Raw genomic sequence first — 25107 nt, 5'->3', positions numbered from 1 at the left:
AACATGGTAGACATGACAGTGAAGGATATACTTTCGGCTACAGGCGGAACACTTCTTTGCGGAAGGGAAGATACTGTTCTGGATCACATAAGCATCGATTCCAGAACTATGAAGGGGAATGATTTATTCGTACCCATTATCGGGGAAAAGGTGGATGCCCATCGTTTTATCCATCAGGCATTTGAGCATGGAGCAGCAGCTGTTATAACCAGCGAGCATGATTTCATGGATTCAGAAAAGCCCTGGATACGCGTGGATGATACGAAAAAAGCACTGCAGGCAGTGGGCAGTTTTTACAGAAACCGTTTATCCATTCCCCTCATAGGTATAACAGGAAGTGTGGGAAAGACAACGACCAGAGAGATGGTGGCATGTGCGCTTTCTTCCCGTTATCAGGTTTATAAGACTCCGGGCAACAGCAACAGCCAGGTGGGACTTCCCATCACTCTCTGCGAAATCACGCCGGAAGATGATATCGGCGTCATCGAACTGGGAATGAGCGAACCGGGAGAACTCACCGTGATTGCCAGAATCGCCAGAATACATATGGCTGTCATAACCAATATCGGAGTGGCGCATATTGAACAGCTGGGCTCAAGGGAAAATATATACAGAGAAAAGCTTACCATCCAGGATGGCCTTTGCGATAACGGAATTCTCTTTTTAAACGGGGATGATGATATGTTAAAAGATACAAAAGCAAAGGAAGGCTGCACAACGGTTTTCTACGGGACTGGAGAAAATTGTGATTACAGAGCCGTTAATATACATTTGGAAGATGGATTTCCCGTGTTTACGGCAGTGCATAAAGAAAAGAAAGTCCCCGTCCGGCTTTCTGTTATGGGAAGCCATAATATTTTAAATGCCATGGTATCTTTGGCAGTTGCGGCAGAAAACGGCATTCCCATGGAAGAGGCGGCAAAGTCTCTTGGAAGCTTTACCGGGTTTAAAAACCGCCAGCAGATCTATGATACAGGAACCTTCACTGTAATTGATGATACCTATAATGCCAGTCCTGTCTCCATGAAAGCGGGACTTGAAGTTTTAGGTTCCGTTACGAAGGCAAAAAGGAAGATAGCCGTACTGGCTGACATGAAGGAGCTGGGTGAACGTACTTTGGAATTTCATTATGAAATCGGCGCCTATATTGCGGCACACCCCGTTGACTGTGTGGTGACACTGGGAGAACTGGCAGGAGAAATTGCCAGGGCGGTGAAGGAGAATGCCCCTGATATCACAGTAAAGGAATTTATGGAACAGGAACCGTTAACTGCTTATTTAAAGGAAGAGTTAAAGGCAGGTGACTGTGTACTGTTTAAGGGCTCCAACAGCATGAAGCTGGGGCAGGTAGCAGAACAGTTTCACTGACAGTGTGCCTCTGGAGGAAATGAATGACAAAAAACTATGCCAGGATCATCATTGACATTTCTCATGAAAAAGTAGACAGAACCTTCGATTACCGGATTCCGGAGAATCTGCTTAAGGATATTTCCGTCGGCACCCGGGTTCTGATCCCTTTTGGAAGGGGAAATACCATGCGGAAGGGATATGTGGTGGAAATTACGGCCCAGGCCGGTTATGATCCGGATAAGATAAAAGAAATCGGGGGAATAGTGACTGACGGGGTATCGGCGGAATCAAGGCTGATTACCCTTGCATGGTGGCTGAAAGAACAGTATGGATCCACCATGAACCAGGCACTGAAAACCGTGCTGCCGGTAAAACAGAAAGTGAAACCAAAAGAAAAAAAGATTATAAGAAGTCTCCTGGACCGGGAACAGTTAGGCTGTGCGTTAAAAGAAGCGGAAAAAAAGAATTACAAGGCGAGAGTCAGGCTCTTTACGGCGCTGCTTAACAACCCGGTAATTCCTTATGAGATAGCAGTAAACCAGATGAATCTTTCCGCATCGGCAGTAAAACCGCTGATTGAAAAGGGCGAGATCTGCCTTGAGTCAGAAGAGATTTACCGCAACCCTATTCAGTTAGACGGACAGGAAGAAAGAAATCTCCGGCTCAATAAAGAGCAGCAGATGATTGTGGACTCTTTCTGCCAGGATTATTTAAAAGGCATCCGGAAAACTTATCTCATTCATGGCATTACAGGCAGCGGCAAAACAGAAGTTTATATGGACTTAATCCAAAAGGTAATTGAAGAAGACCGGCAGGTGATTGTTCTGATTCCTGAAATCGCGCTGACCTATCAGACCGTGATGCGTTTCTATGGCAGATTCGGAAACCGGGTTTCCATCATCAATTCCCGTTTGTCTGCTGGAGAGCGTTTCGATCAGTTTGAACGTGCTAAAAATGGTGATATTGATATTATGATCGGACCAAGATCCGCATTGTTTACACCTTTTTCCAGACTGGGGCTGATTCTCATTGATGAGGAACATGAAAGCGCCTATAAAAGTGAGACAGTACCAAGATATCACGCCAGAGAAGTGGCTGCTAAAAGGGCACAGATGGAGAATGCATCTTTAGTACTGGGCTCGGCAACCCCTTCTTTAGAAGCTTATTCCAGGGCACTGAGAGGCGAATACCAGTTGTTTCGTCTGACAGAAAGGGCGAAAAAAGACAGCAGTCTGGCAAATGTATCAATTGTGGATTTAAGGCAGGAATTAAAGGACGGAAATAAATCCATATTCAGCAGAAAATTACAGATGCTGATGGAAGAAAAGCTAAGGAAAAAAGAACAGGTCATGCTGTTTATAAACCGGAGAGGCTATGCCAATTTTGTATCCTGCCGCTCCTGCGGGGAAGCGATCCGCTGCCCCCATTGTGATGTGACACTGACGCTGCACAACAACAGCCGTCTTGTCTGTCATTACTGCGGACATACCATTCCCATGCCGTCTAAATGCCCTTCCTGCGGTTCTCCTTATATTGCAAACTTTGGTGTGGGAACCCAGAAAATTGAACAGATGACAAAAAAGATGTTTCCCCAGGCCAGAATTCTTCGTATGGATATGGATACGACCAAAGAAAAGGGCGGACACGAAGCCATACTTTCTGCATTTTCCGAACATGAAGGAGATATTCTCATCGGGACACAGATGATTGTAAAAGGACACGATTTCCCGGATGTGACACTGGTTGGGGTTCTGGCAGCTGATTTGTCTTTAAATACGCCGGATTACCGGTCGGGAGAGCGGACCTTTCAGCTTCTGACCCAGGCAGCCGGCAGGGCCGGCAGGGATTCAAAGCCCGGAGATGTGGTCATTCAGACCTACAGTCCGGAACACTACAGCATCGTTACTGCGGCAAACCAGGATTATGAGACCTTCTATAAACAGGAGATGGCATTTCGCAGCCTGATGAAATACCCCCCGGCAAGCGGGCTTTTAACCATTCAGTTTTCATCACGCAACGAATCCGTCCTTACGGAAACGGCAGCTGCAGCAGGGGTATTTGCAGCAGCTTTGGGAGAACCCCGGCAGGTGCAGATCATCGGTCCGGTGGAGGCTTCCGTCTACAAAATTAATGATATATATAGAAAAATTTTATACTTGAAACAAGAAAACTATGATATACTAATTAAAATCAGGGATCAAATTGATGGTTTTTCTGAAAATCATCCCGAATTGTTTGAACAAGTTTTGATCCAATATGATTTTTCGTAAATGAGAGGATAAAGAGAATGGCGATTAGAAAAATTAGAACCATTGGAGATGAAATTTTAAGAAAAAAATGTAAGCCTGTGAAGGAGATTACCCCAAGAATTACTGATTTAATCAAAGACATGTTTGAAACCATGTATGAGGCTAATGGCGTAGGACTTGCAGCTCCCCAGGTAGGAATATTAAAACAGATTGTAGTCATTGATGTGGAAGACGGCAACCAGTACGTCCTCATCAATCCGGAAATTATAGAGACAGATGGCGAACAGACCGGACCGGAAGGCTGCTTAAGTGTACCAGGAAAATCCGGAACAGTCACCAGACCCAATCATGTGAAAGTCAGAGCGTTTGATGCCGATATGCAGCCCTTTGAGCTGGTAGGAGAAGAACTTCTTGCCCGCGCCATCTGCCATGAATGCGACCATTTAAGCGGTGAGCTTTTTGTGGATAAGGTAGAAGGGGAAATCGAGGATGTGACTCTGGAAGAAGAGAACGAGGAGGTTGAGGAATATTGATGAAAGTTATATTTATGGGCACCCCTGACTTTTCTGTTCCTGCCCTTTGCTCACTGGTAGAGGCAGGACATGATGTTCTGGCTGTAGTGACCCAGCCGGACAAGCCAAAGGGAAGAGGGAAGGAAGTTTCCGTGTCACCGGTTAAAGAAAAAGCTCTGGAATATGGAATTCCTGTTTATCAGCCTGTAAAGGCGAGAGCCCCGGAATTTGTAAAATTACTGACAGACTTAAAGCCGGATGTGATGGTAGTTGCGGCTTTTGGACAGCTTCTTCCAAAAAGCATTTTGGAGATTCCGAAATTTGGCTGTGTCAACATTCACGCATCTCTGCTTCCCAAATACCGTGGTGCATCTCCCATCCAGTATGCAGTTATAAACGGGGAAGAGGTAAGCGGTATCACTACTATGATGATGGCGGAAACTATAGATACCGGAGAGATGATTGACCAGGAAGCAGTTTCCCTGGATAAGAAAGAGACTGGCGGAAGCCTTCATGATAAGCTCGGTAAGATCGGCGGAAATCTCATTGTAAAAACGCTAAAGAAGTTAGAAGATGGAACTGCTGTTTTACAGAAGCAAAATGATGCAGAATCCTGCTATGTGGGAATGATCAAAAAAAACATGGGTGATATTGACTGGTCCATGGATGCCGTCTCCATCGAACGGCTGATCCGGGGATTAAACCCATGGCCAAGTGCTTACACAGACTGGGATGGCAGAGTAATGAAACTCTGGGATGCAGATGTGGTAGATCAGGAATATGAAGGAGTCTGCGGCCAGGTGGTGGAAACCAGCAAAAATCATCTGGTGGTGAAAACCGGAAAAGGCGGATTGTCTATTAAAGAACTACAGCTGCAGGGAAAGAAACGTATGGATATCGGTGCTTTCCTCCGCGGTTACCAGATAGAGAATGGAACTGTTTTTAAACATTTATAACGAATACAAACCGTATTCCCGGGAAAGGAGAATCTGATTATGTACTATGGTGGTATGATGGGTTATTATATGGACCCGACCTGGATTTTTGTAATTATAGGCGCTTTGTTATCCATGGCGGCATCAGCCAGAGTAACCAGTACTTTTAATAAATATTCCAAAGTAAGAAGCATGTCAGGAATGACAGGTGCAGAGGCAGCAAAGCGCCTTTTAAATTCCCAGGGCATTTATGATGTGCAGGTAAGACCTGTCAGCGGAAGATTGTCTGATCATTATGATCCCAGGTCAAAGACCGTTAATTTATCGGATTCGGTCTATGGATCAACTTCAGTTGCAGCAATCGGCGTGGCAGCCCATGAATGCGGACATGCCATGCAGGATAATACGGGATATGTACCGCTGCGGTTAAGAGGTGCTATTGTTCCGGCTGCCAATATCGGCTCCCATGCTGCGCTGCCTATTATTTTACTGGGCTTTTTTATCAGCGGTGCGGGTTCACCTCTGGTAAACATCGGGTTGATTTTATTTTCACTGGCAGTTTTGTTCCAGCTGGTAACGCTTCCAGTTGAGTTTAATGCTTCCAGAAGAGCAGTTGTTTTATTGGGACAGGTAGGGATTTTAGGAGACGAAGAGCTGTCCCACACAAGAAAAGTGCTTGGGGCTGCGGCTCTTACCTATGTGGCGGCGCTTGCAGCAACCGTGCTTCAGCTGCTGAGACTTGTTATATTATTTGGAGGAAGAAGAGATAATGACTAAAGACACAGACAGCAGGGAGATTGTACTGGATGTTCTTACTGAAATATTAGAACGTTCCGCATACAGCCATTTAATCCTGCGTCAGGCCTTAAATAAATACCAGTATCTGGATAAAGCAGAACGTTCCTTTATAACCAGAACGGTTGAAGGAACAGTAGAATACTTAATACAAATTGATTACGTCATTGACTTTTTCTCTTCAACGAAAGTTAAAAAAATGAAACCGGTCATCCGTAATATCCTGCGGATGTCGGTTTATCAGATTTTATATATGGACCGGGTTCCGGATTCCGCCGTATGCAACGAGGCGGTGAAACTTGCTGCCAGACGGAAATTCGTGGGGCTGAAAGGATTTGTAAATGGTGTTTTAAGAAACATTTCAAGAAATAAGGAAAGCCTTGTCTGGCCGGATGACTCTGTTCGTTATTCTGTTCCTGCATGGATGGTTTCCATGTGGACTCAGGATTATGGAAAGGAAACGGCCAATGCCATTATGGCATCATTTTTAGAAAACAGTAAAACTACAATACGCTTAAACAGTTCAAAAGCGGGGAAAGAAGAGATTCTTTCCAGTCTGAGAAAACAGAATGTACAGGTAACAGAGTCGGGTATTTCTGATGAAATACTGATTTTAGAAAAGTATGATTATCTGGAAAGCCTGGAAGCCTTTCAAAAAGGATATATTCAGGTTCAGGATTTAAGCTCTGCCCTTGTGGGAGAGGCAGCAGATCCCAAAGAAGGAGATTTTTGCATTGATGTCTGCGGTGCACCGGGAGGAAAGAGCATCCATCTGGCAGATAAGCTGAATGGGACCGGTATGGTTGAAGTAAGGGATTTAACAGAGTATAAGATCGGTCTGATCCAGGAGAACATCAACCGGTGCGGCTTTGACAATATCAGGGCTAAGGTATGGGATGCGCTGGTGCCTGATCCTGATTCTGCTGAAAAAGCGGATATCGTACTTGCAGATCTTCCCTGTTCCGGTCTTGGAATTATGGGGCGCAAACCTGATATTAAGTACAGGATTAAACCGGAAAATTTAGATGAACTGGCTTCCCTTCAAAGAGAGATTCTTTCGGTTGTACAGACCTATGTAAAGCCGGGAGGAAAACTTGTTTTCAGCACCTGCACCATAGATAAAAAAGAAAATGAAGAGAACATGACATGGTTTTTAGAGAATTTTCCGTTTCAGGCAGTTGATCTGGAAGGGAAGTTTAAAAACCGGTTTCAGATAGATACCATGAAACAGGGTTATATGCAGCTTTTGCCGGGAATTCATCCCTGTGACGGATTCTTTATCGGTGTATTACAAAAAAAGGTAGAATAAGAATGGAAAGAACAGATATTAAGTCTTTAAATCTGGAAGAGCTGACGGTTTTCATGGTGAATGCCAAAGAAAAACCGTTTCGTGCAAAACAGCTGTACGAATGGATCCATCAGAAGCTGGCTGCCGGCTACGGAGAAATGACGAATCTTCCAAATGCTCTGAAGGAAAAACTGTCTGGGATTGCAGACCTTCCTGCACTTACTGTTGTAGAAGAAAAAATCTCCCAGATAGACGGAACAAGAAAGTATTTATTTGGCCTTTCCGATGGCAATGTAATTGAAAGTGTACTGATGAAATACAAGCACGGCAATTCCGTGTGCATCTCTTCTCAGGTTGGATGCCGCATGGGCTGCCGCTTTTGCGCGTCCACACTTGACGGACTGGAGCGCAATTTAAGCCCTGCCGAGATGCTGGATCAGATTTACCGGATTCAGAAACTTACCGGAGAACGGGTATCCAACGTCGTTGTTATGGGATCGGGAGAGCCTCTTGATAATTATGATAATCTGGTGAAGTTTATCCGGCTTCTCACCGACGAACATGGATTAAATATCAGTCAGAGAAATATAACGGTTTCCACCTGTGGAATTGTGCCCGGAATTTTAAAACTGGCAGAGGAGAAACTGCAGATAACGCTTGCTCTTTCCCTGCATGCGCCCAATGATGAAGTACGTAAAAGCCTCATGCCGGTTGCCAACCGCTATCCTCTTGCCGATGTCCTTTTGGCGTGCCATACTTATTTTGAAAAAACCGGAAGAAGGATCACCTTTGAATACAGCCTTGTGAGCGGCGTAAACGACAACTTAAAAGAAGCGTCAGCTCTGGCAGCTCTTTTAAAAGCGGAACATGGACATATCAATCTCATTCCTGTCAATCCAATTAAGGAACGGGATTATGTGCAGTCGGACAGGAAAGCAATTGAAGCATTTAAAAATCTCCTTGAAAAAAACGGAATTAATGTTACTATAAGAAGAGAAATGGGCAGGGATATTAACGGTGCCTGCGGACAGCTGCGGAAAAGTTTTTTAAATCAGGAGTAAAAGGAAGTGAGTGTGTTACGATGAAGGCTTGTGCTATGACGGATACCGGAAGAGTCCGTTCGGCAAATCAGGACTATGTTTTTGCCTCAATTGAGCCTGTGGGTGTGCTGCCTGATCTGTTTCTCGTTGCAGACGGCATGGGAGGCCATCAGGCAGGAGATTATGCTTCCAGATTCATTGCCGAAAATCTGGTGGCTCATTTTAAGATAACAGAAGATACCAGAATTGTTACAGTACTGAAAGACGGAATTGAAAAAGTGAATGAGCTTCTTTATCAGGAGTCCATGAAAAAGCCGGAATTAAACGGTATGGGCACCACGCTGGTTACTGCCGTGATTGAAGACTCCACCATGTATGTGGCAAATGTGGGAGACAGCCGCCTTTATTTAATCCGGGATCAGTTAAAGCAGATTACAAAAGACCATTCTTATGTGGAAGAACTGGTATCTTTGGGTCAGCTGGAGCGGGGGAGCAAGGATTACCGGGAAAAAAAGAACATTATAACCAGAGCTGTTGGGACGGAAGATAAGCTGGAGATTGATTTTTTTGAAGTCAGTCTGGAACCGGGAGATTTTATCCTTTTGTGTTCTGACGGGCTCAGCAATATGCTGGAAGATGCTGAAATAGAGGAAATCATATGCTCAGAACTGGAGCTGCCGGAGAAGGCAGAAAAATTAATTACAGTAGCCAATGATAATGGGGGGAAAGACAATATTGCTGTTGTTTTGATTGAGCCTCAGCTTGGCAGGGAGGGAAGCTTATGATTTTAAGACCGGGGACATTTTTACAGGACAGATACGAAATACTGGAACAAATCGGTTCCGGAGGTATGTCAGATGTGTATAAGGCCCTGTGCCATAAATTAAACCGCCTGGTAGCCATTAAGGTATTAAAGGAAGAATTCAGTTCTGACAGTAATTTTGTCGGTAAGTTTAAAATGGAGGCCCAGTCAGCGGCCAGACTTTCTCATCCGAATATTGTGAATATTTATGACGTAGTGGATGAGGGTGACCTTCATTTCATTGTAATGGAATTAATTGAAGGAATCACGTTAAAAAATTATATTATGAAAAAGGGCTGCCTTGATATTAAGGAAGCCATTGGGATAGCCATGCAGGTTGCCCAGGGTATTGCAGCAGCTCATGAACAGGGAATTATTCACCGCGATATCAAGCCACAGAATATTATTATTGCACGAGACGGGAAAGTAAAGGTGGCAGATTTCGGTATTGCCAGAGCGGCTTCCTCCCAGACAATGAGTGCAACAGCTGTGGGATCGGTTCATTACATATCGCCGGAACAGGCGCGCGGAGGTTACAGCGATGTGAGAAGTGATATCTATTCACTGGGTATCACGTTATATGAGATGGTTGCCGGCAGAGTGCCGTTTCAGGGAGATAATACCGTAACGGTTGCCCTGGCCCACTTAGAATCTGTGATTACGCCTCCCAGTTATTTTAATGAGATGATTCCGGTAGCACTGGAAAACATCATATTGAAGAGCACAGAGAAAAAACCGGAATACAGATATGGGAATATGTACGAAGTGATTTCTGATCTGCGCAAGGCTCTGGTCAATCCCAACGGGGATTTTGTACAGAACCATCCGCCTGTGGATGATTCCCAGACTGTAATTATTGGAAAACCGGAACTGGAACAGATACGGTCCGGCCGCAAACCCCAGAATGAGCAGCCTGTAAAGCGCCCCGCACAGGGGAAAGAGTATGGGCAGAAATACCAGCCTTCTTCCAAGTATGAGGAACAGCCCGGACCTGGCAGAAACAGAAGAAATAATACGGACGAGGATATCAATCCAAAGATTGAAAAGCTTCTGACTGCGGCAGGAGTCGTGACTGCCATTATTATTGTTATTATTCTGGCTATTGTATTTTCCAAAGTCGGAGGATTATTCCGTTCCGGATCCGGAAAAGAGTCGGTTTCTACAACGGCTGCGTCCACGGAAGAAACTCTCAGCGATAAAAAAGTGAAAATGCCTGACGTTTCCGGACTGGATTCTGAAACAGCAGAAAAGAAATTAAAGGATAGCGGTGATCTGTATATGAAAATCAGTGAATATGAATATTCAGATACCGTTAACAAGGGAGATGTGATTTCCCAGGATCCAAAAGCTGATACAGTAGTTGATAAATACTCTGCTGTCTATGTAGTAATCAGCAATGGTCCGGAGAAAGCAGCCATCGACTTGAAAAAGCTGGGACTTGAATCCATGGATACAGCGTCTGCCAAGTCCTTACTGGAAGGCAAGGGACTTGTTGTCAATGTAGAACAGAAGAACAGCGATACTGTAACAGCCGGTAATGTGGTAAGCTACAGCCCGGGTGAGGCAAAGGAAGGGGAAACCGTTACCCTGTATTCCAGCAGCGGTCCAACGCTGGTCAATCCGGTTGTTGTGCCTAATCTTGCGGGACAGACACAGGAGGTTGCAGTAGAGATGCTTGCAGATGTAGGTCTGGTTCAGGGAACCGTAACCGAAGCTTCTTCTGAGACAGTTGCAAGAGGCAATATCATCAGTCAGTCTGCCACCCCGGGAAGCCAGGTGGAATCCGGAACTGCTGTCAATTTTGTAATCAGCACCGGAAACGGACAGGAATCCAAATATAAGTATCTTGCATCCATTGATAAATCCTTTTCCCTGCAGAATATCATTGGTCCTGGATCTGGCAGTACCCAGCTGACTTTAAAAATTCAGCTGAGACAGTCGGTTAATGGACAGGATACCGTAAGAGAACTGATGGGTCCGGTAACGTTAAAAGGAGATCAGATGCTTCCGGTTTCATTTAAAAATATAGAGGGAGCCTATAATGTAACAAGCGGATCAGTAGAAATAGTAAATGTGGATACAGGTGAGGTGGTTAATTCTTACGCGATTACCTTTGTTGCTGTTCCACAATCCTAAGGAAGCGTATATGACAGGAAAAATATTAAAAGGCATTGCTGGATTTTATTATGTCCACAGCAAGGATGGGAATCTTTACGAATGTAAGGCCAAAGGGATATTCCGAAACAGAAATGTAAAACCTCTTGTAGGAGATGATGTGGAAATTTCCGTTCTGGATGAGACAGAGCGGAAAGGAAACATTGATAAGATCCTGCCCAGAAAAAATGCTTTGGTGCGCCCTGCTGTAGCCAATGTAGATCAGGCACTGGTGGTGTTTTCCATTACCCATCCGGAACCTAATTTGAATCTGCTGGATCGTTTTCTGGTAATGATGGAATCTCAGGATGTACCCGTTAATATCTGCTTTAATAAAATTGATCTTTCAGAAGATGAAATAATGGAAAATCTGCGCCGGATGTATGAGGCGGCAGGTTACCCTGTTTATTTCACCAGTGTTTATGAAAATCAGGGAGTTGACTGTGTGAAAAAAATTCTGGCCGGAAAAACCACTGTTCTGGCCGGACCCTCCGGTGTTGGAAAATCATCGCTGACGAATCTGCTTTATCCGGAAGCAGAGATGGAAACCGCACGGATCAGCGAAAAGATCCAGAGGGGAAAACATACCACCAGGCATTCGGAGTTATTTGGAATTGGAAACCAGACATATATGATGGATACACCCGGTTTTAGTTCCATGTATTTAGATGACATGGAGTGCGGCCGGTTAAAGGAATATTTTCCTGAATTTGAACCCTACGAGCCAGACTGTAAGTTTCTTGGGTGTGTACACATCGGTGAGAAGGTCTGCGGCATAAAAAATGCCGTTACGGAAGGAAAAATCAGCCAGAGCCGTTATGATAATTACCGGCTTCTGTATGAGGAACTGAAAGAAAAAAGGAGATACTAACATGCTTAAACTTGCCCCCTCAATCTTAGCGGCAGACTTTAAAAATCTTGGACAACAGGTGGTGGAGACAGCCAATGCAGGTGCTCAGTATATTCATCTTGATGTGATGGATGGTGCTTTTGTGCCCAGCATATCTTTTGGTATGCCGGTGATTGCCAGCCTTAGAAGCTGCACGGACCGTATGTTTGATGTTCATATGATGGTGGAGGAGCCGGGACGCTATATTTCAGATATCAAGGCGGCCGGTGCAGATTTAATCTGTGTTCATGCGGAGGCGTGCAGGCATTTGGACAGGACGGTGAATCAGATCAAAGAAGCCGGACTGAAAGCGGCGGTTGCCTTAAATCCTGCGACGCCATTGTCTGTGCTTGACTGTATTTTACCGGAGCTTGATATGGTTTTGATTATGACAGTGAACCCGGGATTCGGCGGACAGAAATTTATTCCATACACACTGGAAAAGGTTCGTGCTCTGCGGGACGTGACAGAACGCCGCGGACTGGATATTGATATTGAAGTTGACGGCGGTGTTACCTGTGATAATGTGAGAGAGCTGATTGAAGCAGGAGCCAATGTATTTGTAGCAGGGTCTGCTGTATTTAAAGGTGACGCAGCAGCCAATACCAGAAAATTCTTGGAAATTTTTGAGGAATATAAAAGGTGAAAGAACGAACGGGATTAATCGTTACGGGAGGAAGCATTGATTTTGATTTTGCAGGAACGTTTCTGGCAAATCAAAGCTTTGATAAGATCATTGCGGTAGATGGCGGGCTTACGGCCCTGTCACAGCTGAATTTAAAGCCGGATGCGGTTGTCGGCGATTTTGACACAGTGGAGGAATCTGTCCTTTCGGAATACCGGAATTTTTCAGGAGATATCACATGGGACATCCATAAACCGGAAAAAGATGAGACAGATACAGAACTGGCTATTTGTACAGCCATGAATTTAGGGTGCACAGATCTTGTGCTTCTGGGAGCAACCGGCGGCAGGCTTGATCATTTTATGGGGAATCTTCATCTGCTTTACTATTGCTTAAAAGAGGGAGTGGCGGCATCCATTGTGGATTCCAAAAACCGTATTACCGTTTTAGAAAAGGGAAGAGGATTTGAATCGGATAAGATGTGGGGAACTTATATTTCATTTTTACCCCTGACTATGGAAGTAAAGGGAATTACCCTTTCCGGATTCAAATATCCCCTTCATAAAAAGGACATATCCATAGGAACCAGCCTTTGCATCAGCAATGAACTGACGGGTGCGTCAGGTTCCATTGAATTTGATTCAGGTATACTGATTTGTGTGGAATCTCATGATTAAACTGGTATGGTTTTATATGTTAAAACTGGATATTTATATCACTCCACTTGCGTGCTAAGATTAAGAACAACAAAAGCAGTAAGGGAGGAACCATCAATGAATCAGACAAATCAGACTATTTACAAAGTCCCACTGACCGGACTTTTTGCAGCAATGTCTTATGTGGTTTTCACATTTCTTCAGTTTAAAATCACGCTTCCGGGAGGGGATGCCACTTCCATTCACTTAGGCAATGCTGTCTGCGTGCTGGGTGCACTGCTCCTGGGCGGATTATACGGAGGGCTTGGCGGCGCCATCGGAATGACCATCGGTGATTTATTTGACCCGGTGTACATTATTTATGCCCCCAAAACATTTGTACTGAAATTATGCATTGGCCTGATCACAGGACTGATTGCCCATCGGCTGGGAAAGATCAATGAATCCAATGACAGCAGGCATATTCTTACGTGGACCATATTGGCGGCAGCAGCAGGTCTTTTATTTAATGTAATTTTTGATCCTATGGTGGGATATTTCTACAAACTTCTTATCCTTGGAAAACCGGCAGCAGAACTGGCACTGGTTTATAATGTTGCTTCCACTTCCATCAATGCGGTAACTTCGGGGATTGTATCGGTACTGATTTATATGCCCCTTCGGAAAGCGCTGGTGCGGTCCGGATTATTTGCCAGGATATCTTAGGAGCTTTTATGACAAGAGAAAACAAACAGAAAAAAATTGCAGCAATTCATGACCTTTCAGGATACGGCCGCTGTTCGTTAACAGTGGCTATTCCTGTTATATCTGCATTAAAGGTGCAGTGCTGTCCGGTTCCCACCTCCATTTTATCCAATCATACCGGATTTCCCACCTGCTTTTTTGATGACTATACGGAAAAAATGCCTTTATACCTGGAACAGTGGAAGAAGCTGAACCTGGACTTTGATGGAATTTTCACCGGTTTTTTAGGTTCTGAAGATCAGATTGAGATCGTTGCCGATATGATACGTGATTTTAAAACAGAAAAAACCATGGTTATCATTGATCCCATTATGGGAGATCAGGGAAATACCTATCAGACCTATACCAAGGAGATGTGCAGCCGCATGAGAACACTGGTGGAGTCCGGTGATATTGTGACTCCCAATTTAACAGAAGCCTGTATCCTTACCGGAAGACAATACCGGCAGACGGGCTGGACCAGAAAAGAGCTGGCATCCATAGCGGAGGAAATAACAAGTATGGGACCCGATTCGGCTGTAATAACCGGAGTGAGGGAAGGATCCTTTGTAACCAATGTTGTGGCCCAAAAGGGCTTCGGGGTGAAATTCCTAAAGTTTTTAAAAGCGGGAAATGACAGGCCTGGCACCGGAGATGTGTTTGCCAGTATCATAGCGGCACAGGCAGTGAAGGGTGTTCCTTTGCTGCAGAATGTCAAAAAAGCAGCCCATTTTGTAAAGCAGAGTATTCTGGTTTCGGATGAGATGAATGTGCCGGCAGAGAATGGAGTTTGTTTTGAAGAGATCCTTTCTTTGCTTATTCGTCAGTAAAACAGGAAGAGAGATGGGGAATTTTAGGAAAAGGGCTTTTCTTTGCCCTTTTTTTGTAGTATAATCAACGGCAGATTATTATGCGCATTGGATTCGCAGAAAATATTGAGGAAAAACCAGGAGGAATACCATGTTAGATTTAAAGTTTGTAAGAGAAAATCCTGAAATTGTAAAGCAGAACATCAAAAATAAATTTCAGGACAGCAAGCTTGCGCTGGTTGATGAAGTCATCGAACTGGACGAGCAAAACCGTGCAGCAAAGCGGGAAGGAGATGCTTTGAGAGCGGAACGAAACAAACTTTCCAAACAGATCGGTGCCTTGATGGGACAGGGAAAGAAAGAAGAAGCAGAAGAGTTGAAGCGGTTGGTAACCGATGCTTCCGACCATCTGGCTGAACTGGAAACAAAGGAAGGCGAGCTGGAAGAAAAGATCAAGAAGATCATGATGACCATTCCAAACATAATAGATCCCAGTGTTCCAATCGGTAAGGATGACAGTGAGAACGTTGAAGTACAGCGTTACGGAGAGCCGGTAGTGCCGGAGTTTGATATCCCTTATCACACCGAAATAATGGAAAGCTTTGACGGTATCGATCTTGACAGCGCAAGAAAGGTTGCCGGTAACGGTTTCTATTATCTTATGGGAGATATTGCAAGACTTCATTCATCTGTCATTTCCTATGCAAGAGATTTTATGATCGGACGGGGCTTTACCTATTGCATCCCTCCTTTTATGATCCGCAGTGAAGTAGTAACCGGAGTTATGAGCTTTGCAGAAATGGATGCCATGATGTATAAGATAGAAGGGGAGGATTTATACTTAATCGGTACCAGTGAACATTCCATGATCGGAAAATTCATTGATACAATCCTTCCTGAAGCTAAGCTTCCCCAGACACTTACCAGCTATTCCCCATGCTTCAGAAAGGAAAAAGGAGCTCATGGACTGGAAGAGCGCGGTGTTTACCGTATTCATCAGTTTGAAAAACAGGAGATGATTGTAGTCTGCAAGCCGGAAGAGAGCATGGACTGGTATGATAAACTGTGGCAGAATACCGTAGACTTATTCAGAACCCTGGATATTCCGGTTAGAACCTTAGAATGCTGCTCCGGTGACCTGGCTGATTTAAAAGTAAAATCTGTGGATGTAGAGGCATGGTCTCCCAGACAGAAAAAATATTTTGAGGTAGGCAGCTGCTCCAATTTAGGAGATGCACAGGCAAGAAGGCTGAAGATCCGTGTTTCAGGAGAAGACGGCCAGAAATATTTTGCACACACCCTGAATAATACGGTTGTGGCTCCCCCGAGAATGCTCATTGCTTTCCTGGAGAATAATTTACAGGCAGATGGAACCGTGAAGATTCCCGATGCATTACAGCCATATATGGGCGGTATGAAAGCACTTGTACCAAAGAAATAATAACGTTTCAGTCCGGCTTTTTACAGGTCGGACTCTTTTTGAAAAGGAGAGAACCCATCATGATTACTTTCAACCACTTTAATTTTAATGTACTTGATCTGGAAAAAAGTTTAACATTCTATAAAGAAGCTCTTGGTCTGTTTCCGGTACGGGAGAAGACAGCGGCTGACGGATCTTTCCGGCTGGTTTATTTAGGGGATGGAAAAACTGATTTCACTCTGGAACTGACTTATTTAACCGGCAGAACAGAACCTTATAATCTTGGAGAATGCGAATTTCATCTTGCATTTCATACGGATGAATATGAGGAATGCTATAAAAAGCACAAGGAGATGGGCGTGATCTGCTTTGAAAATCCAGGGATGGGAATTTATTTTATCAGTGATCCTGACGGATACTGGCTGGAAATAGTTCCTGCCAGATAAGGAGAAAACAGGTGTTTATAACAGTGAACGGAATCCGGCTTTATTATGAAGTTACGGGCAAAGGACCGGCTGTGATTCTGGTCCATGGAAACGGGGAAAACCACAGCATATTTAAAGAGACAGCAGACTTACTCAGTCAGGATTATACGGTATACGCCCTGGATTCCAGAGGACATGGGAAAAGCTCCGGAAAAGAGAATATCAGTTATGAGAAGATGGCAAAGGATGTGGCGGAATTTATCCGGCTTTTAGAGCTGGATCGTCCGGCCTGCTGCGGATTCAGCGACGGAGGTATCATAGGGATACTGGCAGCTTCTAAGTATCCCGGACTTTTCTCCAGGCTGGTGATCTGCGGTGCCAATGCATATCCGGAAGGACTAAAGCGAAGGTGGCTGATTCTATTTGGTTTCTTAGGGCTGCTTTTTCATGATCCCAGGGTTCTTATGATGTTAAACGAGCCGCAGATTTCCGGTAAGGAACTGGAGCAGATTTCTGTTCCAACCCTGATACTGGCCGGCGAAAGGGATATGGTTCTTACTTCCCATACACAGTATCTGGCGTCGAAGATAAAAAACAGCCTTCTTAGAATTCTGCCAGGTGAGACTCACGGAAGTTATGTGATTCACAGCAGAAAACTTTATTTTTATATAAAGAAATTTTTAAATGTACCGGGTAAAATAGAAAACTGATTTTTTAGGGGTGTAAAGAAAAAATACTTGACACCATAAAAAAAGTATTGTATGATATCACAGGTGATGATATGGAGAAGATTGCAAGACAGGGACTTTTGTATGATTTCTACGGAGCTCTGCTGACAGAGCATCAACGAAACATCTATGAAGATGTAGTATTATACGATTTATCCCTCAGTGAGATCGCGCAGGAACAGGGAATCAGCCGTCAGGGTGTTCATGACCTGGTAAAGCGCTGTGATAAGATTTTAGAGGGTTATGAAGAAAAACTTCATCTGGTAGAAAAATTTGAAAAAACCAAGGGACTGGCAAGAGAAATCCGGAATTTAACTGCTGAGTTTGCCGGAACAAAGGACATGAGTCTGATCCATCGCATCGAAGAGATATCGGGCGAAATCATCGAGCTGGAAGCTCATTAGGAGGGCGTTAGATGGCTTTTGAGAGCTTATCCGATAAGTTACAGAATGTATTTAAGAATTTAAGAGGCAAAGGACGTTTGTCCGAAGCGGATGTAAAGACAGCCTTAAAAGAAGTGAAGATGGCTTTATTGGAAGCAGACGTTAACTTTAAGGTTGTAAAACAGTTTATCAGTGCTGTACAGGAGAGAGCAATTGGACAGGATGTCCAGAACAGCCTGACTCCCGGCCAGATGGTAATAAAGATTGTAAACGAAGAGCTGGTTAAGTTAATGGGCTCTGAGACAACAGAGATAGAACTGAAACCTGCCAGTGAGATTACCGTGATTATGATGGCTGGTCTTCAGGGTGCAGGTAAGACAACAACAACCGCCAAGATTGCCGGCAAGTTAAAGGCAAAGGGAAGAAATCCCCTTTTGGCTGCCTGTGACGTCTACCGTCCCGCTGCGATTAAACAGCTTCAGATCAACGGTGAGAAGCAGGGCGTTCCGGTATTTTCCATGGGAGAAAACCAGAAGCCGGCTGATATTGCCAGGGCTGCACTTGCATCTGCAGCAAAGAATGGTCAGAATGTTGTGATTTTAGATACGGCAGGACGTCTTCACATTGATGAAGACATGATGAATGAGCTGATTGAGATTAAGGACAGTGTTGAAGTTCATCAGACGATTCTGGTAGTTGATGCCATGACAGGACAGGACGCTGTGAATGTTGCCGGTATGTTCCATGACAAGATTGGAATTGACGGTGTCATCATTACAAAGCTGGATGGTGATACAAGAGGCGGTTCCGCGCTTTCTATCCGTGCTGTCACCGGAAAACCGGTTCTCTACGTTGGTATGGGTGAAAAGCTGTCTGATCTGGAGCAGTTTTATCCGGACCGTATGGCTTCCAGAATTTTAGGCATGGGAGATATCCTTTCTCTGATTGAGAAGGCGGAGACCCAGGTGGACGAAGAGAAAGCCAGGGAATTATCCCAGAAGCTTAAAAAAGCAGAATTTGATTACAATGATTTTCTGGACCAGATGACCCAGGTTAAAAACATGGGCGGCATGGCCAGCATTATGAGTATGATGCCAGGCATGGGACAGATGAAAGATATGGATATTGATGAAAAGGCCATGGACCGGGTGGAAGCGATTATCCTTTCCATGACAGCCAAAGAACGGACCAATCCTGACCTGATGAAGAATGCGTCCAGAAAGCAGCGTGTGGCACAGGGAGCAGGGGTTGATATCAGTGAGGTAAACAGGATTGTAAAGCAGTTTGATCAGATGAAGAAGATGATGAAACAGCTGCCTGGAATGCTTGGAGGAGGAAAACGCCGTGGAGGCGCAGGACTTCTTGGTAAACTGAAATTACCGTTTTAATATTACATTGATGTTAGCAAGGCAGATTCCTGCGTCGCTATATATAAGTTTTACAATTTAAGATTTAAGGAGGTGAATTAGAACATGGCAGTAAAAATGAGATTAAAAAGAATGGGTCAGAAAAAGGCTCCTTTCTATAGAATTGTAGTTGCAGATTCCAGATCTCCCAGAGATGGCAGATTCATCGAAGAAGTTGGATACTATGATCCTACCACAGAACCAAGCGTAATCAAGTTTAACGAAGAGAACGCGAAAAAGTGGTTAGCAACAGGTGCTCAGCCAACAGAAGTTGTAAGCAAGCTTTTAAAGATCGCCGGTATCCAGTAGTGAGAGGTGAAGCATATGAAGGAATTAGTAGAAGTAATTGCAAGAGCACTGGTTGATAATCCAGATCATGTTGCTGTTACTGAGACTGTAAAAGACGATGAAATCGTTCTTGAACTTACGGTAGAACCTTCCGATATGGGTAAGGTAATTGGCAAACAGGGACGAATTGCGAAAGCGATCCGCTCTGTTGTAAAAGCAGCAGCTTCCAAAGAAGATAAAAAAGTTACTGTAGAAATCCAGTAGCTTTTGTAAGACCGCCGGCCTGTCGGGAAGACGGTCTTCTTTTGCTTTCATAAACCAATGGTTTACGAAACAATGTGGAGAATTAAGCCGGATAGTAATATCCGGTTTCTTTTATATGATATGGAGAGACAAATGGAAAATTTGCTAAGAGTCGGAGTGATTTCTTCCACCCATGGGGTAAAGGGAGAAGTGAAGGTGTTTCCAACGACGGATGATTCCGCCCGTTTTAAACAATTAAAGAAAGTGATTCTGGATACAGGCCGGGAACAGATTGATTTGGAAATTGAGGGAGTAAAATTCTTCAAAAACATGGTAATCCTGAAGTTTAAAGGATATGATTCCATTAATGAAATTGAAAAATACAAGGGTAAGGATCTTTTGATCACAAGAGATCTGGCAGTAAAACTGGGCCCTGATGAAAACTTTATTATTGACCTCATTGGTCTTTCGGTTGTGAAAGATGATGGGGAAAAACTGGGGACATTGACCGATGTGATTAAAACTGGGGCCAATGATGTCTATGAGGTTAAGATGACTGATGGCAGAGAGGTTTTACTGCCCGCAATTAAAGAATGCGTTCTGAATGTGGATCTGGAGAAGAAAACAGTCACAGTCCATATGATGGACGGGCTTCTGGATTAAGGATAGGAGTGGAAATAAAGAATGAATTATCATATATTGACGCTGTTTCCTGATATGGTCTTAAACGGCTTAAATACCAGCATTATCGGAAGAGCCGCAGAAAAAGGACTTTTATCCATAGAAGCAATTGATATAAGAGACTATTCTAAGGACAAGCACCACAGTGTGGATGATTACCCATATGGGGGCGGCGCGGGAATGGTAATGCAGCCCATGCCCATATGTGAGGCTTATGACGATCTGTGCAGAAAGACAGGTAAGAAGCCGCGTGTGATTTATATGACACCCCAGGGAACTGTATTCAATCAGACCATTGCAGGGGAACTGGCCAAAGAAGAGGATCTGGTTTTTCTCTGCGGCCACTACGAGGGAATTGACGAGAGAGCATTAAATCTTGTGGCGACGGACTTCCTGTCTATTGGAGACTATGTGCTGACCGGCGGAGAGCTTCCTGCCATGGTCATGATTGACTGCATCTCCCGGTTAATACCGGGGGTGTTAAATAATGAGTCCTCAGCTGAATTTGAATCCTTTCATGACAATCTGCTTGAGTATCCCCAGTATACCAGGCCGGAGGAGTACCGGGGATTAAAGGTTCCTGAGGTTTTATTATCCGGACACCATAAGAATATTGAAAGCTGGAGACGGGAGCAATCCATAAAGCGGACTTTAGAGCGGAGGCCGGATCTTTTAAAAGAAGCGGTTCTGTCTAAAAAAGAGGAAGAATTTTTAAATAAGCTTATGAAAGAGCAGGAAAACGGTTAAGATAGCAATAAACTTATTCTTGTTATTTTAAAGAGGGGGGTTGCATTCGACAATCCTTTATGATAAAATACAAAATGTTGTGATCAAAAGGCGATGGTCCTCTGTTACGGATTCCAGTATGAAGTATTAAGAACATCAAATAAAATCAAGGAGGTTCACACGATGAACGAAATTATTAAGAATATTGAAGCAGCACAGTTAAAGCAGACCGTACCGGTTTTCCATGTTGGTGATACTGTAAAAGTATACAACAAGATCAAAGAGGGAACCCGCGAAAGAATCCAGATTTTTGAAGGAACCGTTATCAAGAGACAGAACGGCGGCGCAAGAGAAACCTTTACTGTAAGAAAGAATTCTAACGGTATCGGCGTTGAGAAAACCTGGCCATTACATTCCCCTTCCGTAGACAACGTTGAAGTTGTAAGAAAGGGTAAAGTAAGAAGAGCAAAACTGAATTACTTAAGAGACAGAGTTGGTAAGGCTGCTAAGGTCAAAGAACTGGTTAAATAATTCCGGAACATTTGAGGGGGACAATGTAAATTGTCCCTTTCTTTAGTAGGTGGGGTGTCATAGATGGATTTTTATCATAGTGAAGATAATAACAGGCTCCGCCATTTTGTCAACTGGATTGTTGACATCGTTGTAGTGATTGCATTTGCATGGTTTCTGGTCTATGCTTATGGAACTCAGATCGTTGTTGCAGGGCATTCCATGCTTCCCCTTTTTGCGTCCGGTGATGTGGTTTTAATGGATCGCCTGTCCTATGATTTTGGGAAGCCGGACCGGTTTGATGTGGTTGTGTTTCAAAGAGAAGACCAGAAGATGAATGTAAAGCGCATCGTTGGACTGCCTGGAGAGACGGTGCAGATCAAAAACGATGAGATCTATATCAATGGCGAGAAGCTGGAAGAGCCGGCAGGACTTGGCCGGATATCCCTGGCAGGGCTGGCTGAAAAGCCCATGAAGCTGGGAGAAGAGGAATATTTTTTGTTAGGAGATAACCGGGACAGCAGTGAAGACAGCCGTTTTTCCAATATCGGGAATGTCAGCGGCAGTCAGATCAAAGGGAAAATATGGTTACGAATGCTGCCCCTTGTAAAGCTGGAATTAATTCGTTCGAAATAGAGGAATGTTATGAATATACAATGGTACCCAGGTCATATGACCAAAGCCAAAAGGGCAATGAAGGAAGATATCAAATTAATTGATTTGATTATCGAACTGGTAGATGCAAGAGTGCCTTTAAGCAGCCGTAATCCGGACATTGATGATCTGGGAGCGGGGAAAGCCCGCCTGATACTGCTGAATAAATCGGATCTTGCAGATGAACGGTGTAATAGTGCATGGGCAGCTTATTTTGAAGAAAAAGGCTGTCATGTTGTAAAAGTGAATTCAAAAAGCGGTGCAGGCTTAAAATCCATTAACGGTGTTGTTTTGGAAGCCTGTAAGGAAAAGATCGAACGGGACCGGAGAAGGGGAATTTTAAACCGCCCGGTACGTGCCATGGTAGTTGGAATTCCCAATGTGGGAAAGTCCACATTTATTAATTCTTTTGCGGGGAAAGCCTGCGCAAAAACAGGAAATAAGCCGGGTGTCACAAAGGGAAATCAGTGGATCCGTCTGAATAAAAGCCTGGAGCTCCTTGACACACCGGGAATATTGTGGCCAAGATTTGAAGATCAGACGGTAGGCATCCGTCTTGCCCTCATCGGTTCCATCAACGATGAGATCTTAAATAAAGAGGAACTGGCCATGGAACTGATCCGTTTCTTAATGAAATCCTATCCCCATGTTTTATCCGAACGATATGAGCTTTCAGCGGAAGATCCCCTGGAAGGTCTCATGCAGATCGCAAAGGCCAGAGCATGTCTTGCAAGAGGAGGAGAACTGGATTTAAACAGAGCGGCTAATCTGCTGATTGAGGACTTCAGAAGCGGAAAACTGGGCCGTCTTACCCTGGAGACTCCGCAGCAATCATAAGAATACATCAATGGGCCGGCTCATTTACAGGAGCAGGTCCTTATTTTAATCATATTACTGGAGAAAAAGGATGAAAAAATTAACTGAAGAGAAACGTCTGGAAGAGTTAAAACGGTTAGAAGTGATGAAGGAATTTGAACTGAGATATGATGCTCACGTACTTGTCTGCGGGATTGACGAGGCAGGGAGGGGGCCTTTGGCAGGACCTGTTGTTGCAGGAGCGGTTATACTACCTAGAGATTGTGAGATTCTCTTTTTAAATGATTCGAAAAAGCTGTCTGAAAAGCGCAGGGAAGCTTTATTTGAGGAAATACAGGAAAAGGCACTGGCAGTTGGACTGGGCATAGTGGGTCCGGCCAGGATTGATGAAATCAATATATTACAGGCAACCTATGAAGCTATGAGAATTGCGGTTTCGAAACTGGGAATGATACCTGATATCCTGTTAAATGATGCGGTTACCATCCCAATGCTTGACATTCCCCAGATCCCGATAGTGAAAGGGGATGGAAAAAGCGTGTCAATCGCAGCTGCCAGTATCATGGCAAAAGTGACAAGGGATCATATGATGGAAGAGTATGATAAACTATTTCCACAGTATGGTTTTGCAAAACACAAGGGATATGGCACCGGAGCCCACATTGCAGCACTGAAGGACCATGGACCATGCCCAATTCACAGACGGAGCTTTATTAAAAATTTCGTATCTGGGGAGAATCATGAATAACAGAGAGACCGGAAGCCGGTTTGAAGGGGTAGCTGCAGATTATCTGGAGCATGCCGGCTATGAAATTCTGGAGCGGAATTACCGGGACCGGTCAGGAGAAATCGACCTAATAGCAAAAGATGGAATGTATTATGTGTTTATAGAGGTAAAATACCGGGAAAATGCGAGTAAGGGAGACCCTGCAGAAGCGGTGGATGCCAGAAAACAGCTGAAAATCAGGAATACAGCAAGGCGGTATTTATACAGACACCGGCTGGGAGAGTCCGTGCCATGCCGGTTTGATGTGGTGGCAATCTTAGGACAGGAAATCCGGTTGATTCGGGATGCATTTTAAAAGGAGGTGCTGGAATGAGTGATATATGGAAACGTAAGGGCATAGAAACGGGAATGGATTATATTGAAACTAAATCGGTGCCTTATTTATCCTTTCCCATATTGGAAAAAACAGGACTGGTTACCCAGGGATTTTCCACAAAAATGGGTGGGGTCAGCCAGGGTAAATTTGCAACCCTTAATTTTACATTTACCAGAGGAGACAATCCGGACCATGTAATGGAGAATTACAAAAGAATGGGTGCCGCTCTTGGCGTTGACGAGAAACGGATGGTTTTATCGTATCAGACCCATACCACCAATGTCCGTCTGGTTACGAAAGAGGATGCCGGCAAGGGAATTGTAAAGGAAAGAGACTACACAGATGTTGACGGGCTCATCACCAATGCCCGTGGAATTACTCTGGTCACCTTTTATGCGGACTGTGTTCCCCTGTATTTCTTAGATCCTGTGAACAAAGCAATCGGACTCAGCCATTCGGGCTGGAGAGGCACGGTAAAGCGTATGGGAGCAGTCACAGCCGAAAAAATGAAGGAAGCATACAAAACAAAAGCAGAAGATTTAATTGCCTGTATCGGTCCCAGTATCTGCGGGGACTGCTATGAAGTAGGGGCAGAGGTAGCTCTGGAATTTAAAAAGGCTTTTGCAAAAAAAGACTGGGATAAGATTCTGCGGGAAAAAGAGAATGACAAGTTCATGCTGGATCTATGGAAAGCCAATGAAATCATACTATTAGAGGCCGGAGTGAAACCGGAGAACATACAGATAACGGATATCTGCACCCACTGCAATTCCGATTATCTGTTTTCCCACCGCACATCAGGCAATGAAAGGGGCAATCTGGCAGCATTTTTGGGGTTAAAAGAATAAGGCAGTAAAAATCCGGGAGAATTCGTTCTTCCGGACTTTTACTGCATGG

The 25107-nt window shown here is 44.2% G+C and carries 29 protein-coding genes; all 29 read left to right on the top strand.

Annotated features, from left to right (window positions below; all coding sequences use genetic code 11):
• The first annotated feature begins 3 nt into the window (after positions 1-3).
• The 29 genes from DS742_RS03045 (at position 4) to pgeF (ending at position 25058) form a co-directional block, all read left to right on the top strand.
• Positions 4-1368: a UDP-N-acetylmuramoyl-tripeptide--D-alanyl-D-alanine ligase gene (locus DS742_RS03045; protein WP_117415581.1), complete on the top strand. Its 1365-nt coding sequence runs from the start codon at positions 4-6 to the stop codon at positions 1366-1368.
• A gap of 23 nt (positions 1369-1391) precedes the next feature.
• Complete coding sequence (gene priA, locus DS742_RS03040) at positions 1392-3620, top strand: replication restart helicase PriA (protein ID WP_117415553.1); 2229 nt, start codon at positions 1392-1394, stop codon at positions 3618-3620.
• A 17-nt stretch (positions 3621-3637) separates the two neighbouring features.
• A complete protein-coding gene (gene def / locus DS742_RS03035) occupies positions 3638-4132 on the top strand; it encodes a peptide deformylase (RefSeq protein WP_117415552.1) in 495 nt (164 codons plus the stop codon).
• Entirely contained in the window at positions 4132-5067 is a 936-nt protein-coding gene (fmt, locus tag DS742_RS03030) for a methionyl-tRNA formyltransferase (protein ID WP_117415551.1), read from the top strand. The genes def and fmt overlap by 1 nt, the downstream gene beginning before the upstream one ends.
• Before the next feature lie 39 nt (positions 5068-5106).
• Positions 5107-5823, top strand: a complete 717-nt coding sequence (locus DS742_RS03025; protein ID WP_117415550.1) for a zinc metallopeptidase — start codon at positions 5107-5109, stop codon at positions 5821-5823.
• Positions 5816-7150, top strand: coding sequence for a 16S rRNA (cytosine(967)-C(5))-methyltransferase RsmB (gene rsmB, locus DS742_RS03020; protein ID WP_117415549.1), 1335 nt, complete (start codon positions 5816-5818; stop codon positions 7148-7150). Before DS742_RS03025 ends, rsmB begins: the two co-directional genes overlap by 8 nt.
• 2 nt (positions 7151-7152) lie before the next feature.
• On the top strand, positions 7153-8190 hold the full coding sequence (gene rlmN, locus DS742_RS03015) for a dual-specificity RNA methyltransferase RlmN (protein WP_117415548.1): 1038 nt from the start codon (positions 7153-7155) through the stop codon (positions 8188-8190).
• A 20-nt stretch (positions 8191-8210) separates the two neighbouring features.
• Positions 8211-8954, top strand: a complete 744-nt coding sequence (locus DS742_RS03010) for a Stp1/IreP family PP2C-type Ser/Thr phosphatase (protein WP_117415547.1) — start codon at positions 8211-8213, stop codon at positions 8952-8954.
• On the top strand, positions 8951-11107 hold the full coding sequence (pknB, locus tag DS742_RS03005) for a Stk1 family PASTA domain-containing Ser/Thr kinase (RefSeq protein WP_117415546.1): 2157 nt from the start codon (positions 8951-8953) through the stop codon (positions 11105-11107). Before DS742_RS03010 ends, pknB begins: the two co-directional genes overlap by 4 nt.
• 10 nt (positions 11108-11117) lie before the next feature.
• A complete protein-coding gene (gene rsgA, locus DS742_RS03000) occupies positions 11118-11996 on the top strand; it encodes a ribosome small subunit-dependent GTPase A (RefSeq protein WP_117415545.1) in 879 nt (292 codons plus the stop codon).
• Position 11997: 1 nt separating this feature from the next.
• Entirely contained in the window at positions 11998-12660 is a 663-nt protein-coding gene (rpe, locus tag DS742_RS02995) for a ribulose-phosphate 3-epimerase (RefSeq protein WP_117415544.1), read from the top strand.
• Positions 12657-13316: a thiamine diphosphokinase gene (locus DS742_RS02990; RefSeq protein WP_117415543.1), complete on the top strand. Its 660-nt coding sequence runs from the start codon at positions 12657-12659 to the stop codon at positions 13314-13316. Before rpe ends, DS742_RS02990 begins: the two co-directional genes overlap by 4 nt.
• Before the next feature lie 96 nt (positions 13317-13412).
• Entirely contained in the window at positions 13413-14000 is a 588-nt protein-coding gene (locus tag DS742_RS02985; protein WP_117415542.1) for an ECF transporter S component, read from the top strand.
• A gap of 8 nt (positions 14001-14008) precedes the next feature.
• The gene (locus DS742_RS02980; RefSeq protein WP_117415541.1) at positions 14009-14848 is read left to right on the top strand and encodes a pyridoxamine kinase; all 840 of its coding nucleotides are present in this window, start codon (positions 14009-14011) and stop codon (positions 14846-14848) included.
• A 130-nt stretch (positions 14849-14978) separates the two neighbouring features.
• Positions 14979-16268, top strand: a complete 1290-nt coding sequence (gene serS, locus DS742_RS02975; protein WP_117415540.1) for a serine--tRNA ligase — start codon at positions 14979-14981, stop codon at positions 16266-16268.
• Between the two features lie 59 nt (positions 16269-16327).
• A complete protein-coding gene (locus DS742_RS02970; protein ID WP_117415539.1) occupies positions 16328-16693 on the top strand; it encodes a VOC family protein in 366 nt (121 codons plus the stop codon).
• Positions 16694-16704: 11 nt separating this feature from the next.
• Positions 16705-17382 carry an alpha/beta fold hydrolase gene (locus tag DS742_RS02965; protein ID WP_117415538.1) on the top strand — a complete coding sequence of 226 codons (678 nt, stop codon included), beginning with the start codon at positions 16705-16707 and terminating at the stop codon, positions 17380-17382.
• A 71-nt stretch (positions 17383-17453) separates the two neighbouring features.
• Positions 17454-17804 (top strand): YlxM family DNA-binding protein, encoded by a 351-nt coding sequence (ylxM, locus tag DS742_RS02960; protein ID WP_117415537.1) that lies wholly within the window; start codon positions 17454-17456, stop codon positions 17802-17804.
• A gap of 11 nt (positions 17805-17815) precedes the next feature.
• Positions 17816-19171, top strand: a complete 1356-nt coding sequence (gene ffh / locus DS742_RS02955) for a signal recognition particle protein (protein WP_117415536.1) — start codon at positions 17816-17818, stop codon at positions 19169-19171.
• Positions 19172-19255: 84 nt separating this feature from the next.
• Entirely contained in the window at positions 19256-19498 is a 243-nt protein-coding gene (rpsP, locus tag DS742_RS02950; RefSeq protein ID WP_104437504.1) for a 30S ribosomal protein S16, read from the top strand.
• A 15-nt stretch (positions 19499-19513) separates the two neighbouring features.
• The gene (locus DS742_RS02945; RefSeq protein WP_104437503.1) at positions 19514-19741 is read left to right on the top strand and encodes a KH domain-containing protein; all 228 of its coding nucleotides are present in this window, start codon (positions 19514-19516) and stop codon (positions 19739-19741) included.
• Between the two features lie 132 nt (positions 19742-19873).
• The gene (gene rimM, locus DS742_RS02940; RefSeq protein WP_117415535.1) at positions 19874-20383 is read left to right on the top strand and encodes a ribosome maturation factor RimM; all 510 of its coding nucleotides are present in this window, start codon (positions 19874-19876) and stop codon (positions 20381-20383) included.
• A gap of 21 nt (positions 20384-20404) precedes the next feature.
• Complete coding sequence (gene trmD / locus DS742_RS02935; protein WP_117415534.1) at positions 20405-21148, top strand: tRNA (guanosine(37)-N1)-methyltransferase TrmD; 744 nt, start codon at positions 20405-20407, stop codon at positions 21146-21148.
• 162 nt (positions 21149-21310) lie between these two features.
• Complete coding sequence (gene rplS / locus DS742_RS02930) at positions 21311-21658, top strand: 50S ribosomal protein L19 (protein WP_097004120.1); 348 nt, start codon at positions 21311-21313, stop codon at positions 21656-21658.
• Positions 21659-21721: 63 nt separating this feature from the next.
• Positions 21722-22273 (top strand): signal peptidase I, encoded by a 552-nt coding sequence (gene lepB / locus DS742_RS02925; protein ID WP_117415533.1) that lies wholly within the window; start codon positions 21722-21724, stop codon positions 22271-22273.
• Between the two features lie 9 nt (positions 22274-22282).
• A complete protein-coding gene (ylqF, locus tag DS742_RS02920; RefSeq protein WP_117415532.1) occupies positions 22283-23128 on the top strand; it encodes a ribosome biogenesis GTPase YlqF in 846 nt (281 codons plus the stop codon).
• Between the two features lie 70 nt (positions 23129-23198).
• Positions 23199-23855 (top strand): ribonuclease HII, encoded by a 657-nt coding sequence (rnhB, locus tag DS742_RS02915; protein ID WP_117415531.1) that lies wholly within the window; start codon positions 23199-23201, stop codon positions 23853-23855.
• Entirely contained in the window at positions 23848-24189 is a 342-nt protein-coding gene (locus DS742_RS02910; protein ID WP_117415530.1) for a YraN family protein, read from the top strand. Before rnhB ends, DS742_RS02910 begins: the two co-directional genes overlap by 8 nt.
• A gap of 14 nt (positions 24190-24203) precedes the next feature.
• Positions 24204-25058 carry a peptidoglycan editing factor PgeF gene (pgeF, locus tag DS742_RS02905; RefSeq protein ID WP_117415529.1) on the top strand — a complete coding sequence of 285 codons (855 nt, stop codon included), beginning with the start codon at positions 24204-24206 and terminating at the stop codon, positions 25056-25058.
• Positions 25059-25107: the final 49 nt, after the last annotated feature.

This window comes from Lacrimispora amygdalina, assembly GCF_003432035.1.
GTDB classification, from domain to species: domain Bacteria; phylum Bacillota; class Clostridia; order Lachnospirales; family Lachnospiraceae; genus Lacrimispora; species Lacrimispora amygdalina.
The sequence above is the reverse complement of the archived record's forward strand: the minus strand, read 5'-3'. Positions and strand labels throughout refer to the sequence as shown.

What these genes read in the sequence shown, in the direction of transcription:
- trmD (WP_117415534.1), top strand. Translation starts at nt 20,405, where the DNA reads ATGAATTATCATATATTGACGCTGTTTCCTGATATGGTCTTAAACGGC.
- fmt (WP_117415551.1), top strand. Translation starts at nt 4,132, where the DNA reads ATGAAAGTTATATTTATGGGCACCCCTGACTTTTCTGTTCCTGCCCTT.
- DS742_RS02970 (WP_117415539.1), top strand. Translation starts at nt 16,328, where the DNA reads ATGATTACTTTCAACCACTTTAATTTTAATGTACTTGATCTGGAAAAA.
- rlmN (WP_117415548.1), top strand. Translation starts at nt 7,153, where the DNA reads ATGGAAAGAACAGATATTAAGTCTTTAAATCTGGAAGAGCTGACGGTT.
- pknB (WP_117415546.1), top strand. Translation starts at nt 8,951, where the DNA reads ATGATTTTAAGACCGGGGACATTTTTACAGGACAGATACGAAATACTG.
- priA (WP_117415553.1), top strand. Translation starts at nt 1,392, where the DNA reads ATGACAAAAAACTATGCCAGGATCATCATTGACATTTCTCATGAAAAA.
- rplS (WP_097004120.1), top strand. Translation starts at nt 21,311, where the DNA reads ATGAACGAAATTATTAAGAATATTGAAGCAGCACAGTTAAAGCAGACC.
- DS742_RS03025 (WP_117415550.1), top strand. Translation starts at nt 5,107, where the DNA reads ATGTACTATGGTGGTATGATGGGTTATTATATGGACCCGACCTGGATT.
- lepB (WP_117415533.1), top strand. Translation starts at nt 21,722, where the DNA reads ATGGATTTTTATCATAGTGAAGATAATAACAGGCTCCGCCATTTTGTC.
- pgeF (WP_117415529.1), top strand. Translation starts at nt 24,204, where the DNA reads ATGAGTGATATATGGAAACGTAAGGGCATAGAAACGGGAATGGATTAT.
- DS742_RS02985 (WP_117415542.1), top strand. Translation starts at nt 13,413, where the DNA reads ATGAATCAGACAAATCAGACTATTTACAAAGTCCCACTGACCGGACTT.
- ffh (WP_117415536.1), top strand. Translation starts at nt 17,816, where the DNA reads ATGGCTTTTGAGAGCTTATCCGATAAGTTACAGAATGTATTTAAGAAT.
- DS742_RS03045 (WP_117415581.1), top strand. Translation starts at nt 4, where the DNA reads ATGGTAGACATGACAGTGAAGGATATACTTTCGGCTACAGGCGGAACA.
- ylqF (WP_117415532.1), top strand. Translation starts at nt 22,283, where the DNA reads ATGAATATACAATGGTACCCAGGTCATATGACCAAAGCCAAAAGGGCA.
- rpe (WP_117415544.1), top strand. Translation starts at nt 11,998, where the DNA reads ATGCTTAAACTTGCCCCCTCAATCTTAGCGGCAGACTTTAAAAATCTT.
- rsmB (WP_117415549.1), top strand. Translation starts at nt 5,816, where the DNA reads ATGACTAAAGACACAGACAGCAGGGAGATTGTACTGGATGTTCTTACT.
- DS742_RS02945 (WP_104437503.1), top strand. Translation starts at nt 19,514, where the DNA reads ATGAAGGAATTAGTAGAAGTAATTGCAAGAGCACTGGTTGATAATCCA.
- ylxM (WP_117415537.1), top strand. Translation starts at nt 17,454, where the DNA reads ATGGAGAAGATTGCAAGACAGGGACTTTTGTATGATTTCTACGGAGCT.
- DS742_RS03010 (WP_117415547.1), top strand. Translation starts at nt 8,211, where the DNA reads ATGAAGGCTTGTGCTATGACGGATACCGGAAGAGTCCGTTCGGCAAAT.
- serS (WP_117415540.1), top strand. Translation starts at nt 14,979, where the DNA reads ATGTTAGATTTAAAGTTTGTAAGAGAAAATCCTGAAATTGTAAAGCAG.
- DS742_RS02980 (WP_117415541.1), top strand. Translation starts at nt 14,009, where the DNA reads ATGACAAGAGAAAACAAACAGAAAAAAATTGCAGCAATTCATGACCTT.
- def (WP_117415552.1), top strand. Translation starts at nt 3,638, where the DNA reads ATGGCGATTAGAAAAATTAGAACCATTGGAGATGAAATTTTAAGAAAA.
- rpsP (WP_104437504.1), top strand. Translation starts at nt 19,256, where the DNA reads ATGGCAGTAAAAATGAGATTAAAAAGAATGGGTCAGAAAAAGGCTCCT.
- DS742_RS02910 (WP_117415530.1), top strand. Translation starts at nt 23,848, where the DNA reads ATGAATAACAGAGAGACCGGAAGCCGGTTTGAAGGGGTAGCTGCAGAT.
- rimM (WP_117415535.1), top strand. Translation starts at nt 19,874, where the DNA reads ATGGAAAATTTGCTAAGAGTCGGAGTGATTTCTTCCACCCATGGGGTA.
- rsgA (WP_117415545.1), top strand. Translation starts at nt 11,118, where the DNA reads ATGACAGGAAAAATATTAAAAGGCATTGCTGGATTTTATTATGTCCAC.
- rnhB (WP_117415531.1), top strand. Translation starts at nt 23,199, where the DNA reads ATGAAAAAATTAACTGAAGAGAAACGTCTGGAAGAGTTAAAACGGTTA.